This window comes from Brevundimonas basaltis, assembly GCF_014202075.1.
Lineage (GTDB): Bacteria > Pseudomonadota > Alphaproteobacteria > Caulobacterales > Caulobacteraceae > Brevundimonas > Brevundimonas basaltis.
Map to the genome: position 1 here is coordinate 159,138 of NZ_JACHFZ010000003.1, position 13,928 is coordinate 173,065.

Below are 13,928 nucleotides of genomic sequence, written 5' to 3' on the forward strand. Positions count from 1 at the left end.
GACGGTCCTCATCCGCGACCTCAGGATGCAGGCCGCGTCGGCATGAGCTTGCGACGCTGGCGCACCAGGGCGATGGGGCGGCCGTCGGGGGCGTAGGCGACGCCGTCCTCCACCGCCCAGCCGCCGCCGACGTCGCAGCTGGTGAAGTGGAAACAGGCCCAGCCGTCGGGCGAGGTATCTGGCGTAATCGGCTGTAGCAGATCGGCGCGAAGGTCGACGCTGGCGGAGATCGCGGGCGGAGCCGGCAGGGCGGTCCAGTAGGTCGGATACACGCCGTCCAGCAGGAATAGCAGGCGGGCCTCGTCCAGCGCGACCCCGTCCACCGTGCGCATCCAGCACCAGAGTTCGGGCGAGCCGCCGGCGTTCTGGCCGAAGAGCCGGGGACCGGCGACGAAGCGGTACTCGATATGGCGCGTGAACCAGGGACCGAACCGGGGGTCCAGCGGGGTCGCCTCGATGTCCCCGACGGGTCGGAGCCCGGCGGCCAGCGGGGTGAGGACGGGGCCGTCCACGTCGCGACCGAAGGTCGCGAGGGCCTGGACCGCGGGGCGATCGGGCTGACCGCCCTCGACAGCGGCGTAGGCGACGTTGCGGCCGCCACGGATCAGAGTCGGAACGAAGGTCGCGGCCTCGAACCGGGCCGCGGCGAGATACTGGATCGTCAGGGTTTTGAGCGGCGTTTCCAGCCCCAACCCCTGGCGCGCCGCACCGCCCGCAAGAGCGGCCATCAGACCGCCGAACGGCGCGCCCTTGTCCGCGGGCGAGGACAGGGGCGCGTTGGAGAAGCCGCCGTCGAGTCGGGCGGTCAGACCACCTGCGCCGTTGTCAGCGAGGGTCAGGGCCTCGGTGAGGGTCTGCGTCATGCGTCCGGCCATATCGTAGGCGAAAGATGGGCGGAAGGCTGCAACCTCCCGCCCCAGTCGAGGGATCAGGAAACGCCGCGAGGGGGCTCGCCGCGCGTCCGTAGCGAAACAAGACTGACTCAGTCCGTTTAGATTGGCAACCCTCTTGCAAAAAGGCTGACGCGGCGTCACGTTCGTCCGCATGGGACGCACCGCAGACTATTCTCGCCAGAGCTGCTCGATCGCCGCGACGCTGGAAGTCATCGGCGATCCCTGGACCCTGCTGGTCATCCGCGACGCGTTCAACGGGGTCAGCCGGTTCGAGCAGTGGCAGGAGCGGCTGGGCGTCGCTCGCAACGTGCTGGCAGCGCGGCTGAAGTCGCTGGTGCAGCACGGGGTGCTGGAGCCGCGGCTCTATTCCGAGCGGCCGCCCCGGAACGAATATGTGCTGACCGCCAAGGGCAAGGACCTGCACGGGGTCTTGGTCACCCTGCACGGCTGGGGGGCGAAGCATGTCTATGGCGACGCGGACGCCGGGGTGCTGATGGTCCACAAGACCTGCGGCCACGACCTGTCGCCGCGCATCGCCTGCGGCCACTGCAACGAGATCGTGCGGCCCCGCGACATCCAGCTGAACCTGGCCAGCGACTGCCCGACCGTCGGCGAAATGATGCCGCGCGAACGGGCCGACGAAGAAGCGGCCTGAGCCTCCAACGCTTGCACCCCGCCGCCAAAGCGCCGATCTAGCCCCCGATTTCACCACCTCCTCCCAAGGCTTCGTCATGTCCGATCCGATCGTCATCTGCTCCTTCGCCCGCACGCCCATGGGCGGCTTCCAGGGCGCGCTGTCGGGCGTCAAGGCGACCGAGCTGGGTGCCGCGGCGGTGAAGGCGGCGGTCGAGCGGGCCGGCGTCGACCCGGAGAAGATCGAGCAGATCTACATGGGCTGCGTGCTTCCGGCGGGTCTTGGCCAGGCTCCGGCGCGGCAGGCGGCGATCGGCGCGGGTCTGGGACTCCATGTCGAGGCGACCACGGTCAACAAGATGTGCGGCTCGGGCCTGCAGGCGGTGATGATGGCGTCGGATGCGCTGACCGCCGGTTCGGCCGACGTCATCGTGGCCGGCGGCATGGAGAGCATGACCGGCGCGCCCTATCTGATGAACAAGCATCGCGGCGGCTCGCGCATCGGCCACGACGTCATCGTCGATTCAATGATGATGGACGGGCTGGAGGACGCCTATCAGCCCGGCAAGCCGATGGGCTCGTTCGCCGAGGACACGGCGGGGACCTACCAATTCTCGCGCGAGGCCCAGGACGCCTACGCCATCGAGAGCCTGACCCGGGCCCGCAACGCGATCTCATCGGGGGCCTTCAAGGCCGAGATCACCCCGGTCGAGGTGACGACCCGCAAGGGAACCGAGACGGTCAGTGAAGACGAGCAGCCCGGCAAGGCCATGCCGGAGAAGATCCCGGGCCTGCGTCCCGCCTTCGCCAAGGACGGCACGATCACGGCGGCGTCCTCCGCCTCGATCTCGGACGGAGCGGCGGCGCTGGTGATGACTCGCGAGAGCGTGGCCAAGGCCATGGGCCTGCCGGTCGTGGCGCGCATCGTCAGCCATTCGGCCCACGCCCAGGAGCCGGGCCTGTTCACGACCGCTCCGGTGCCGGCGATGCAGAAGGCGCTGAAGAAGGCCGGCTGGTCGGTCGAGGACGTCGATCTGTGGGAGGTCAACGAGGCCTTCGCCGTGGTGCCGATGATCGCCATGCAGGAGCTGGGTATCGAGCACAGCAAGCTGAACGTGAACGGCGGGGCGACGGCGCTGGGCCATCCGATCGGCGCATCCGGCGCGCGGGTGTTGGCGACCTTGCTCGGGGCCCTTCAGGCCCGTGGCGGCAAGAAGGGCGTGGCCAGCCTGTGCATCGGCGGCGGCGAGGCCGTGGCCATGGCGGTGGAGCTGGTCTGAGCGGCGGTTTTACCCGGGTAATAACCGAAAAAGCGATGTGGCGGAGTCGACAGAGTAGGCGCCGGAATTCGGTGTGGCAGAGTCGGCAGAGTCTACATCGGCGCGCCTCGGGCGGTGCGGCGGGGATGCGGTTTTCAAAGACCGGCGCCTGCCGGGGCGACAGAACGGGAGGCATTATGCGCCCGCCGGCTTATCCGGATGGAAGATTGGTTTTAGAATCCGTTATCCGACTGGAAACGTGGAATGTTTTCCGCTGAACCCGACCATGTTTTCGCGGATTGCCAGCACAGCGTCGGCGATTTTCCCGTGGGCCGGAAGGGTCGTCCGAGCGAGTTCACGGGTCTGCAAGGCGGGCGCTGAAAGCTATCCGGGATGACAAAATCTTAAGTAACCGTCCGATTGGGCGAGGTCTAGCAAGCGGCTCCCGACCTCTGGAGTCAGTCCTCCCATGCGGACCGTCCTTTTTGTCGCCGCCTTGATCGCTGTGGCCTCAAACCTGCCGCCAGCCGCCATGGCGCAGACGGAAGCCCCCGCGGCCATCGTCTCCGCGGAGACCCCCGCCAGCCGGGCCGGCCAAGCTTTGATCGACGCTTTGAACGGCGGCGTGGACGACCGCCGGGCGTTCGCGGAAACCTTCTCGACCCTGGCGCTGCAGCAGGAGAGCGCGGCCATACGCGCCGCGAGGCTGGACCGGCTGGCCGGTGAGGCAGGCGGCTTCGACGTGATCAGCCTGACCCCGAACGGCGATCAGATGGTCGAGATCCTTGCCGTCACCCGCCGGGAGAGGCGGTTCGCGCGCTTCGTCCTCTTCACGAGCCGCAGGGAGTCGGGTCGTCCGACCAGCCTGTTCGTGTTGCGGACCCGCGATCCCGCCGCGATCGCGCGCGATGCATGGCCGGAAAGCCCCGTCCCGCTCGAGTCACTTCCCGGCGAGATCGCGCGCCGCGTGGAGGCGCTGGCCGCGGAGGACCACTTCTCGGGCGGGGTGCTGGTGGCGCGGGACGATGCGGTGCTTTTCCGGGGCGCCTATGGGCTGGCGGACCGGCGGTGGGGCGTCCCCAACCGCGGCGACACCCAGTTCCACACCGGCTCGGTCTCCAAGATGTTCACGGCGGTGGCCGTGATGCGGTTGGCCGGAGAGGGACGGCTGTCGCTCGACGACACCCTGGCGCGCTGGGTCCCGGACTATCCGGACCAGAAAGCCGCCGAGGCGATAACCCTGCGCCACCTGCTGACCCATCGCGCCGGGATCGGCGCACGGGACGGCCGAAGGCTCGGCACACTGACGCACCGCCAGGCGGCCGCGACGATGACCGCTCCGCAGGCGTCCGCGCCGGGGGCGGCCTTCGCCTACAGTAACGCCGGCTACGTCCTGCTGGGCGCGGTGATCGAGGCGGCATCGGAACAGCCGTTCGACGACGCGATGGAACGTCTGGTGTTCCAGCCGGCGGGCATGACCCGCACCGACTACCGGCCGGTCACCGAGCCTGTACCGAACCGCGCCGCCGGCTACCTGCGGCCGGAGGACGATCCGCTCGGTTTCGGCCCGCGCTACGACAACAGCCAGTATCTGGGTTGGGCCGGCGACGGGTCCGGCGGCGCCTGGTCGACGCTGGACGATCTGTTCGCCTTCCACCGGGCGCTGTGGTCCGGCCGCCTGCTGGGGCCGGAGGCGACGGCCGCGATGCTGGCGGAACAGACGGAATTTCCGGGCACCCCCCGACCGTCGAAATACGGTTACGGCGTCCGGCTGACCCAGTGCGGCGCGGCGGCCGTGATGGGGCATGGCGGCGGCGGGCCCAACTCAGGGGTCGACGCCTCCACCTACGCCACCCTCGACGGCCGCTGGACGGTGATCGTGCTGGCGAACGAGGATCCGCCGGCCGGTGATGAACTGGCCACCTCGATCTGCGACGCGGTGGTCCGGAGCTGAAGAGCGGGGGGACGATCGTCGCCCCGCCCTACTCCTCCTCCGCCGGCTCGAGGTCGGCGGGGTCGAACTCGTAGTCGAGGAGGTCGCGCGGCTTGCACTCCAGCGCGGCGCAGAGTTTGGCGAGGGTGCGGAAGCGGATGCCCTTGACCTTGCCGGAGCGGAACAGGGACAACTGAGTCTCCGACAGGCCGACTTCCTGGGCGAGGTCGCGAGCCTTGAGGCCCTTTTTGACGATCAGGTCGTCGAGGGTGACGCGGATCGGCATCAGATCATCTCGTCCAGCTCGGCCTGGACCTTGCCGGCCTGCTCCATGACCCCGCCGAGCAGGAACAAGGCCCCGCCGATCATGCCGAGGGTCATGCCGGCGACGTCGAAAAAGGCCCAGCCGCCCTGCCCGCCCTCGAGCAGGCGGATGAGGTTGGTGACGCCAAAGACGCTGAGCAGACCGCCGAAGCCGAGGGCGAGGCCGACGCGGCGCAGGGCGTGGACGAGGGTCGGCTGGATCAACCGTCCCTTCGACAACTGGCCCATGGCCGAGCCGATCGACCAAACGGCGAACAGATAGAAGACGGTCGGCAAGGCCTTCACGAGGCTGCCCAGCCACAGGTCGAAGTACGGATAGTCCTCGGCGCGCGCGAGGAAGGCGATCGGCACGATGAGGTGCACGAGCGCCAACAGGGCCCCGACGCTGACGACCATGAAGACGGCCAGCCAGCGGAACTGGGCGCAGCGGCGGCGGAAGCGGTCGGTCGCGGTCTGGGTCATGGGGCGGAATCCGGGAGCGGCGAGTCTGTCTGATCTTTAATCTTGACTTAAAGACACGGCGTTCGCAACTTTATATCGGAGTTAAACGAAACCGAGCGCGCCGAGCATGACCGCCGCCATCGAGACCCGCGACCTGACCCGTCGTTTCAAACGCCATCTGGCCGTCGACGCCGTGTCGATGACCGTGCCGGACAAGGCCGTCTACGGCTTCCTGGGGCGCAACGGGGCGGGCAAGACCACGACGCTGAAGATGCTGCTGGGGCTGATCCGGCCGACCGCCGGGACGGCGCGGGTCGGAGGCGTCGATGTGGCCCGCGACCGGATTGGCGCGGCGGCGAAGGTCGGGGCCCTGCTCGAGGCGCACGGCTTCTACGGCAATCTGTCGGGGCGCGAGAACCTGGACCTGACGCGCAGCCTGCTCGGCCTGCCGAAGCGCGAGATCGAGCGGGTGCTGGAGGTGGTCGAGATGACGGAGCACGCCCGGCGGCGGGTCTCGGACTATTCGCTGGGCATGCGGCAACGGCTGGGGCTGGCGCGGACCATGCTGGGGGCGCCGCCGGTGCTGGTGCTGGACGAGCCGACCAACGGGCTGGACCCGGACGGCATCGCCGACATGCGGCGGTTCCTGCGCGCCCTGCCTGAGCGGACCGGGGCCACGGTGCTGCTGTCCAGCCATCTGCTGGGCGAGATCGAACAGACGGCGACGCATGTGGGCATTCTCAGCCACGGCAAGCTGGTGCTGGAGGGCGAGCTGGCGCGGCTGAAGGCCGACCTGGCGCCGGAGATCGCGCTGCAGACCGACGACCCCGCGCGGGCGACGGCGCTGGCGCGGGCGCGGGGGTTCGAGGTGCTGGCGGCGGACGACGGGCTGGTGGCGCGCCTCAAGCCCGGCGAGGACGCGCGGACCGCCTCGGCGGCGCTGACCCGGGCCCTGATCGGGGCGGACATCGCCGTGTTCGCCATCGGGGCGCGGTCGCGCTCGCTGGAAGGCATCTACCGCGAGGTCTCGCCGCCCGTCCCTGTCTCCCAAGCCAAGACCTAGCCGGAGTTCGCCTGATGACCGCCGTCCCCTTTTTCGCGCCCCTGATCGTCGAGGCGCGCAAGCTGAACCGGTCGCTGGCCGCCCTGCTGGCCGTGGCGGCGCCGTCGCTGATCGCCATCTTCACCTTCTTCAACCTGCTGCGCGGCAAGGCCCCGCAGCCGTGGGACATGTGGATCGTCAGCGGCTCGGGCATCTGGGCCTTCTTCATGCTGCCGATGAGCGTGACGGCGCTGACGGCGCTGGTGGCGCACATGGAGCACGGGCCGAAGGCGTGGGACCACCTGCGCGCCCTGCCCCTGCCCCGCTGGCGGCTGTACGCGGCCAAGACGATCTGCGTGCTGGCGCTGGTGGCGCTGATGAGCGCGGCGGTGCTGGTCATGACCTGGGGGGCCGTGACGCTGGGGGCGGCGATCAAGCCGGCGGTGACGCCGGTCGGGGACTTCGATCTGGCGCGGTATGCGGCGATCTTCGGCAAGATGTATCTGGCCGCCCTGCTGATGATCGCCATCCAGATGTGGGTCGCGCTGCGTTACGCCAGCTTCGTGCCGGCGCTGGCGGTGGGGATCGGGGGCACCTTCTTCTCGGTGGTGGCGACGTCAGCGAAACAGGGGATTTACTTCCCGTGGCAGATGCCGGTGAACATGCTGGCCACCGAGGCGTGGCGGGCGAACACGGCGCTGGGGCTGGGGTTCGGGTTGGGCGTCGTCGCGCTGCTGGCGGGCCTCGCCCACCTGAGCCGGCGCGAGGTGCTCTGAGGGCGCGCGGTCCTCGCGCATCAGCAGGGCGAGGACCGCGCCTCCGGTCATCAGGACGATCATGGCCGACTCCTGCAAATGCGAACTGTTCTCGGGTTTGCGCAGTCAGGCGCCCCATGGCAAGCCCTGAATGTCGGTGGCGATCGACAGGAGCATCACCCATGCGTGAAGACGGCAAGCTGGACTATCTCGAACTGCCGGGCGGCGACCTACCTGCGACCAAGGCCTTCTACGGCAAGGCCTTCGGCTGGACCTTCATCGACTACGGGCCGGAGTATGCGTCGTTCGACGCGGGGCTGAACGGCGGTTTCGACGCCCAGGCCGAGGCGACGCGGACACCCCTGCCGGTGCTGTTCGCCCGCGATCTGGAAGCCATGCAGGCGAAGGTCGAGGCGGCGGGCGGGACGATCGTCAAGCCGGTGTTCGCCTTCCCGGGCGGGCGGCGCTTCCACTTCCGCGACCCGGCCGGCAACGAGCTGGCGGTGTGGTCGGAGACCTGACCGGCTAGCGCACGTCCACCGACTGGGCGATGCGTTCGGCCAGGGCCCGGTCGGCGCCCTCGAGGCTCATGGTCCAGACGTGGATTTCGCGCGGGGTGACCCCCTCGCGCTGGAACAGATGCTCGCGGGCGTGGCGGGCGCCGTTCTCGGTCGAGACCACCGAGGCGCGGCCGCCGGCCTCGACCATCTCGCCGCTGTAGATCGGAAACTGCGAGGCGGGGCCGGCGTAGACCATGGCGAACGACTGGTCGCCGCGGCGGATCGTATAGATCCTGAAGTCCGGACCGGGGCGGCCGGTGACCAGCTCGAAGCCCGGCGGGAGCTCGACCGTGAACGGCAGGGTGGCGCGGGCGGCGGCGTCAAGCACGGTGACGGCAGGGACCGACGGCGGCGGGGGCGAGGGCGCAGGCCCAGCGGTGGGCGCGGTCGTGGAGACAGGCGGCCGGAGCGTCTCGCGCGGGACGCTGACGGGGGGCTCCGTGATCGCCGGGGCGGGGATCGCATTTCCCGGTGGCGTGATGGGGGCCGTGCGCGGGGGCGGCGACGGGGTGACGGGTATCGGGACCACCCGCGACGGCTGTGTTTCTGGCGGCGCCACGAACGGCTCGGCAAACCTGAACCGCTCGCTGTCAGGACCCGGCGTCGCGGCAGGAGGCGAGGTGACGGTCGGAGCCGGATTCGGGGCCGGGGCTGCAGGCTCGGGCGCGGGGGCGGGCTCGGGCGCGGGCGTCGGCCCGGGGGTCGGCTCGGGTGCCAGGTACTGGGCCGGACGGGGCGGGCCGCTGTTGAGGCTGCTGGTGATGTCGGCGCCGGGCGGCGGCGTCTGGGGCGCGGCGAGGAGCAGGGCGGCGGCGGATGCAGCGGTGATCAACATGGGGTCGACTGTCGCGCCTCAGCCCATGAACGGCAAGGCCCTGAGCGCATAGGCCACCGCCGCCGTCACAGAGGAGGCGGCGACGGCGAGAGCCGCGAACCAGGCGAGCCGCTTCCACAGGGGACCGGAGGCCTCGCCCGGCTCGGGGGGCGGTTCGATCCTAATGATAGCCGGTCTCCGGCGTGACCTTGCCGCGGAACACCCAGTAGACCCAGGCGGTGTAGCCGAGGATCAGCGGCAGGATGAAGCCTGTGCCGACCAGCATCAGGCCGAGCGCGTTGTCCGGCGCGGCGGCTTCGCGGAAGCCGATGCCGTAGGGGACGATGTCGGGCATGAAGCTGACCGCCAGGCCGAGGTAGCCAGACAGGAAGACCGTCAGGGCGCCGACGAACGGCCAGCGGTGCGAGCCCTTGCTCGCCATGCTGACGACCAGCAGCAGGCCGGCGAGGCCGAGGGCGGGGATGGCCAGCAGCGGCGCCAGCGCGGCCCAGTCGATCGTCAGCCCCGACCCGGCCTCGAGACCCCAGCGTTCGGCGATCTGCGGATGGACGAACAGGGTGGCGAGGCTGACGGCGGCCAGCAGTACGGCGACGGCGGCGGCGCTGGTCAGGGTCCACCGCCGGGCGTCGCCATGCAGGTTGTCGGTGGTCTTCATCATCAACCAGGCGCCGCCGAGCAGGGCGTAGCCGGCGACGATGCCGGCGGCGACCAGCAGGGTGTACGGGGTCAGCCAGTCGAAGGCGCCGCCCGCGAAACGGTCGCCCTCGACCGCAACGCCCTGGATAAAGCCGCCGAGGATCAGCCCCTGCGCCGCCGCCGTCAGGGTCGAGCCGCCGGCGAACATCTGGGTCCAGAATTTTCGGCCGCGATTGCGGGCGCGGAAGCGGAACTCGAAGGCCACGCCGCGCAGGATCAGGCCCGCCAGCATCAGCAACACCGGCAGGTAGAGGGCGGGCATCAGCACCGAATAGGCCAGCGGAAAGGCCGCCAGCAGGCCGCCGCCGCCCAGCACCAGCCAGGTCTCGTTGCCGTCCCAGACCGGAGCCACGGTGTTCATCATCACGTCCCGCTCCTCCTTCGACCGCGCGAATGGGAAGAGGATGCCGATGCCGAGGTCGAACCCGTCCAGGACGACATAGAGCAGGACGGCGACGGCGATCAGGGCGGCCCAGATCAGCGGCAGGTCAAGCATCACAGGTCCTCCCCGGGGGTCGTATCCTCGGGCGCCTTGGCCAGCGGCGAGCCGGGGGCGCGATCCTGGCGCGGCGCGGGCTCGGCCAGGGCGGCGACCGGGCCCTCTGCCATCAGACGCAGGATGAACAGCGCGCCGGCGGTGAAGACGATGGAATAGACCACGACGTAGGCGAGCAGGCTCGTGGCCACTTCCCCCGCCGTCACCGGAGAGACCGCGTCGCGGGTGCGGAGGACGCCATAGACGACCCATGGCTGCCGGCCGACCTCGGTGACCATCCATCCCGCCAGCACGGCGATGAAGCCGGATGGGCCCATGGCCACGCAGAAGCGCAGGAACCAGCGGCTCTCGAACAGCCGGCGACGCCACAGCAGAACGGCGCCGACGCCGCCCAGCGCGATCATCAGCAGGCCGAGACCGACCATGATGCGAAAGGCGAAGAAAGGGATGGCCGGGGGCGGCTGATCCTCGCGCGGCCAGGCGTCGAGGCCCAGGATGACCTCGTCCTTCGGCACATTCTGGATGGCGTTGCCGATGCCGGGGATCGAGACCTGCCAATGGTTCTTCTGCGCCTCGCGGTCGGGGATGCCGAACAGATGCAGCGGCTGGTCGGCGCGGGTCTCCCAATAGCCCTCGATGGCGGCGGTCTTGGACGGCTGGAGCTTGTGCGCCACCTCGCCCGACCAGTGGCCCGCCAGCAGCTGCAGCGGGGCGACGACCGCGATCAGGCCGACGGCCATGGCCAGGGCGATGCGGCTTTCGCTCCAGCCGGTGACCGCCCGCTCCTTCAGCACGCGCCAGGCCGAGGCCGCGCCGACGACCAGACCCGTGGTGATGAAGGCGGCCAGCAGCATATGCACAAGCCGCGACGGGAAGCTGGGGTTGAAGATGACCTGCCAGTAGTCGGTCGCCTCGAACCGCCCGTCGGCCATGATCTCAAAGCCCGCCGGAGTCTGCATCCAGCTGTTGGCCGACAGGATCCAGAAGGCGGAGATGGTGGTGCCGACGGCGACCAGCACGGTGGCGAGGAAATGCAGCCGCGGGCCGACCTTCTTCCAGCCGAACAGCATGACGCCGAGGAAGGAGGCCTCGAGGAAGAAGGCGGTCAGCACCTCATAAGCCAGCAGGGGTCCGATGACCCCGCCCGTCAGGCGAATGAATTCGGACCAGTTGGTGCCCAGCTGGTAGCTGAGCACTACGCCGGACACGACGCCCATGCCGAAGCTCAGCGCGAAGATCTTCACCCAGAACAGATAGAGGGTCTTGAAGGCGTCGCGCTTCGTCCAGAGCCACAGCCCTTCGAGCACGGCGAGGAACGCCGCCAGACCGATGGTGAAGGCGGGAAACAGGATGTGGAAGGCGATGGTGAAGGCGAACTGCAGTCGCGACAGCAGCAGAGCGTCGAATTCCACAGCACACCCCGGTTAATAGCCCTACGATTTGTAAGGCCATACACCCGTGGGCGGCGATCGTCCATGCGCCATCGGTCGCGCGGCGGAAGGTCGCAAAGCGTGGCGGTTCAGGCCGCGGGCAGTTCGACCCAGAAGGCAGCGCCTTCGCCCGGTGTCGAGACGACGCCGATCGTGCCGCCCTGCAGCTCGACCAGCCGCTTGGCGAGGGCCAGGCCGATGCCGTGACCCTCGACCGCCGAACGCTCGAGGCCGAGGCGGTTGAACGGCTCGAACAGCTGGGCCTGTTTCTCCGGCGACAGGCCGGGACCCTGATCGATCACCTCAATACGGACGCCGTCGTAGACCTTGCTGGCGCGGAACACGACCAGGCCGCCGGCACCGCCGTATTTGACCGCGTTGGAGGCGAGGTTGGAGATGACCTGGGTCAGCCGCTGGGAGTCCGCCAGGGCGATGAGGCCGTCGCCCTCGTTGATCACATGCAGGCGGATGTCCTTTGCTTCGGGGCGAAGCGCGATCGAGCGGCGGACATCCTCGAGCACGCCCGGAACGTCGGTGGGACGCAGCTCAACCTTTACAGCGCCGGACTCGGCGCGGGCCACGTCGAGCAGGTCGTGGGCGAGCGCCTCGACCTGGCGCGCGGTCTTGACGAGCATCTCGGCCATCTCGGACTGGGTGGGGGTGATCGCACCGAGTTGGCCGGTCTTCCACAGTTCGCCGATGCCGATGACGCCGCCGACGGGGCTCTTGATCTCATGGGCGACATTGGCCAGCAGGCGGGACTTGGCCTCCGAAGCCCGTTCTGCACGCGCCTGGCCGGCCTTGGCGCGGTCGGACAGGCGGTCCCGCTCTTCCAGCAGGGAGGCGATCAGCAGGATCGGCATGCAGCCGAACAGCACCATCAACTGGGCCAGCAAGGCCTGATCAGCGAGGTCCGGGCCGGCGGAAATGAAGGGGCCGCGCCCGAGCATGGTGCCGCCAACCGCAGTGAGGGCCACGATCACGAGGCCGGCGGACACCCCGAGAACCCGGAAGCGGGCGGCTATCAGGATCAACATCGGTATGACGACAAAGCCGACGTTCACCCGGGACTGGAAGAAGATGACGGCGCAGACCGCCAGCAGAAGGGCGAGCAGGGCGACGGCCTCGATGGCGCGGACCGGTTGGCGCAGGGCGACGATATGACGTCGAGTCAGCGACAGCCCGAAGGCGCCGATCACCGCAATGCCGAGAGCGTGTCCGAACCACCAGGTCTGGAAGGTGTACACGGGGTCGGCCCCGTTGATCATGTAGAGGCCGCCGGCGGTGACCGCGGCGGCCGGGATCGGTGCGATCACCGCGGCGCTGAGCAGGAAGCGGCAGGCGCCCTCCACAGTGGCCAGGTTGAGGGTCGGGGCGAACCGGCGAGCCAACAGCACGGCGACCGTGATCTCCAGCATGTTGGTGACGGTGAACAGACCGGTGAGGACGTAGGAGTTCCCTGCCAGCAGTTCTCCGGCGGCGATCCCGGTGGCCAGCAGCCCGCCGAAGCAGAGATCGTACAGCGGCCCGCGGGCGTTCCGCAGCCAGACCGCGACGGCGACGCCGCCGGCGGCCCAGAGGGCGGCGACGAGACCGGCCGTGCGGGCGAACTGGATAGCCAGGACGACGAGAATCAACACCACCACGGCGGTGAAGATCGGGGCCAACGGCTCCCGGAAGAAGGCCATCGCACTGTTGGTCGGGACCGACGGAGCGGGGCGCACGGCCCGGGCGGCCGGTGGGACCGGAGCCGGTTCGGACGTATCGAGCGCGCGGCTCATGAGCATGGGAGTCCCGGGATGCGGCCTAGTCTTGCGTTATCCCTACCGGGCGGCTTCCTAATATCCCCTGAAGGTCAGGCGCTTTCGGTCAGCGCGAGATTGAAATCGCGGACGGCGGCGGCCGGCCCGTCGACGTGGTTCCAGACCGCCCCGCAGACCGCCACGAAATCGGCTCCGGCGCGAGCGAGGCCCCCGGCGTTGGCGGGCGTGATCCCGCCGATAGCGACGCAGGGAACCTCGACCGTTTCCTGCCAGATCGACAGGATCTCCGGGTCGGGGCGATGACGGGTGTCCTTGGTCGTCGTGGGAAAGAAGGCCCCAAAGGCAACGTAGTCGGCGCCGGCCTCGGCCGCATCCATGGCCAGTTCCCGGCTGTCATGGCAGGTCACGCCGATCATGGCGTCAGGGCCCATGAGCCGCCGGGCCTCGGCCAGGGCGGCGTCCTCCTGGCCCAGATGCACCCCGTCGCAGCCGGAGCGGCGGGCGAGATCGGGCCGGTCGTTGAGGATGACGGCCACGCCACGGGCGCGGGCGACGGGCGCGATGGCCTCGATCGCGGCCAGGACGACGGCGTCGTCGGCCGGCTTGAGCCGGATCTGCACAGCCGCCACGTCCCCGGCGGCGAGGGCGGCGTCCAGTTCGCGCGTGAACGCCTCGAGGTCGGCGATCGCCGGCGGGGTGATCAGGTATAGCCGGCAGGGCGGGCGCGGCGGGACGTCGGGTTCTCTGGCCATGCGAGGGAAGTGCGGCGGCGCGCCGCGCGCGTCAATCCCGCCGCAGTCGTTGGCGGGCGTGCGAACGACTTGCATTCGCCGGGCCGGAACTGTTATAGAGAACCATTCGCAATCTC

The 13,928-nt window shown here is 69.6% G+C and carries 15 protein-coding genes; 7 read left to right on the plus strand and 8 right to left on the minus strand.

Annotated elements, in window-relative coordinates; translation table 11 throughout:
- Positions 1-20: 20 nt before the first annotated feature.
- Positions 21-863 (minus strand): acyl-CoA thioesterase, encoded by an 843-nt coding sequence (locus HNQ67_RS08240; RefSeq protein ID WP_183254288.1) that lies wholly within the window; start codon positions 861-863, stop codon positions 21-23.
- 181 nt (positions 864-1,044) lie between these two features.
- Between HNQ67_RS08240 and HNQ67_RS08245 the strand changes: the two genes are divergently transcribed.
- The 3 genes from HNQ67_RS08245 (at position 1,045) to HNQ67_RS08255 (ending at position 4,739) form a co-directional block, all read left to right on the plus strand.
- Positions 1,045-1,548 (plus strand): winged helix-turn-helix transcriptional regulator, encoded by a 504-nt coding sequence (locus HNQ67_RS08245; RefSeq protein ID WP_183254290.1) that lies wholly within the window; start codon positions 1,045-1,047, stop codon positions 1,546-1,548.
- A 76-nt stretch (positions 1,549-1,624) separates the two neighbouring features.
- The gene (locus HNQ67_RS08250; protein ID WP_183254292.1) at positions 1,625-2,806 is read left to right on the plus strand and encodes an acetyl-CoA C-acyltransferase; all 1,182 of its coding nucleotides are present in this window, start codon (positions 1,625-1,627) and stop codon (positions 2,804-2,806) included.
- A gap of 448 nt (positions 2,807-3,254) precedes the next feature.
- Positions 3,255-4,739 (plus strand): serine hydrolase domain-containing protein, encoded by a 1,485-nt coding sequence (locus tag HNQ67_RS08255; protein ID WP_183254295.1) that lies wholly within the window; start codon positions 3,255-3,257, stop codon positions 4,737-4,739.
- 28 nt (positions 4,740-4,767) lie between these two features.
- Here the strand turns inward: HNQ67_RS08255 and HNQ67_RS08260 are convergent, their stop codons facing one another.
- Positions 4,768-5,004, minus strand: a complete 237-nt coding sequence (locus HNQ67_RS08260) for a helix-turn-helix domain-containing protein (RefSeq protein WP_183254297.1) — start codon at positions 5,002-5,004, stop codon at positions 4,768-4,770.
- A complete protein-coding gene (locus HNQ67_RS08265; protein ID WP_183254299.1) occupies positions 5,004-5,504 on the minus strand; it encodes a DUF2975 domain-containing protein in 501 nt (166 codons plus the stop codon). The genes HNQ67_RS08260 and HNQ67_RS08265 overlap by 1 nt, the downstream gene beginning before the upstream one ends.
- Positions 5,505-5,610: 106 nt before the next feature.
- Between HNQ67_RS08265 and HNQ67_RS08270 the strand changes: the two genes are divergently transcribed.
- The 3 genes from HNQ67_RS08270 (at position 5,611) to HNQ67_RS08280 (ending at position 7,801) form a co-directional block, all read left to right on the plus strand.
- Positions 5,611-6,546, plus strand: coding sequence for an ABC transporter ATP-binding protein (locus HNQ67_RS08270; RefSeq protein ID WP_183254301.1), 936 nt, complete (start codon positions 5,611-5,613; stop codon positions 6,544-6,546).
- A gap of 14 nt (positions 6,547-6,560) precedes the next feature.
- Positions 6,561-7,301, plus strand: coding sequence for an ABC transporter permease (locus HNQ67_RS08275; protein ID WP_183254303.1), 741 nt, complete (start codon positions 6,561-6,563; stop codon positions 7,299-7,301).
- A 161-nt stretch (positions 7,302-7,462) separates the two neighbouring features.
- Positions 7,463-7,801: a VOC family protein gene (locus HNQ67_RS08280; protein ID WP_183254305.1), complete on the plus strand. Its 339-nt coding sequence runs from the start codon at positions 7,463-7,465 to the stop codon at positions 7,799-7,801.
- Between the two features lie 4 nt (positions 7,802-7,805).
- Here HNQ67_RS08280 and HNQ67_RS08285 read toward each other — a convergent pair whose 3' ends face one another.
- Positions 7,806-8,168, minus strand: a complete 363-nt coding sequence (locus tag HNQ67_RS08285; RefSeq protein ID WP_183254307.1) for a hypothetical protein — start codon at positions 8,166-8,168, stop codon at positions 7,806-7,808.
- Between the two features lie 112 nt (positions 8,169-8,280).
- Here HNQ67_RS08285 and HNQ67_RS08290 point away from each other — a divergent pair, with 112 nt between their 5' ends.
- Positions 8,281-8,727, plus strand: a complete 447-nt coding sequence (locus tag HNQ67_RS08290; RefSeq protein WP_183254309.1) for a hypothetical protein — start codon at positions 8,281-8,283, stop codon at positions 8,725-8,727.
- Between the two features lie 108 nt (positions 8,728-8,835).
- Here the strand turns inward: HNQ67_RS08290 and cydB are convergent, their stop codons facing one another.
- The 4 genes from cydB to thiE all read right to left on the minus strand — a co-directional run bounded on the left by cydB (position 8,836) and on the right by thiE (position 13,812).
- On the minus strand, positions 8,836-9,867 hold the full coding sequence (gene cydB / locus HNQ67_RS08295; RefSeq protein WP_183254312.1) for a cytochrome d ubiquinol oxidase subunit II: 1,032 nt from the start codon (positions 9,865-9,867) through the stop codon (positions 8,836-8,838).
- Positions 9,867-11,279, minus strand: a complete 1,413-nt coding sequence (locus HNQ67_RS08300; RefSeq protein WP_183254314.1) for a cytochrome ubiquinol oxidase subunit I — start codon at positions 11,277-11,279, stop codon at positions 9,867-9,869. The genes cydB and HNQ67_RS08300 overlap by 1 nt, the downstream gene beginning before the upstream one ends.
- 107 nt (positions 11,280-11,386) lie before the next feature.
- Positions 11,387-13,078 (minus strand): sensor histidine kinase, encoded by a 1,692-nt coding sequence (locus tag HNQ67_RS08305; RefSeq protein ID WP_221247809.1) that lies wholly within the window; start codon positions 13,076-13,078, stop codon positions 11,387-11,389.
- A gap of 74 nt (positions 13,079-13,152) precedes the next feature.
- Positions 13,153-13,812, minus strand: coding sequence for a thiamine phosphate synthase (gene thiE / locus HNQ67_RS08310; protein WP_183254319.1), 660 nt, complete (start codon positions 13,810-13,812; stop codon positions 13,153-13,155).
- Positions 13,813-13,928: the final 116 nt, after the last annotated feature.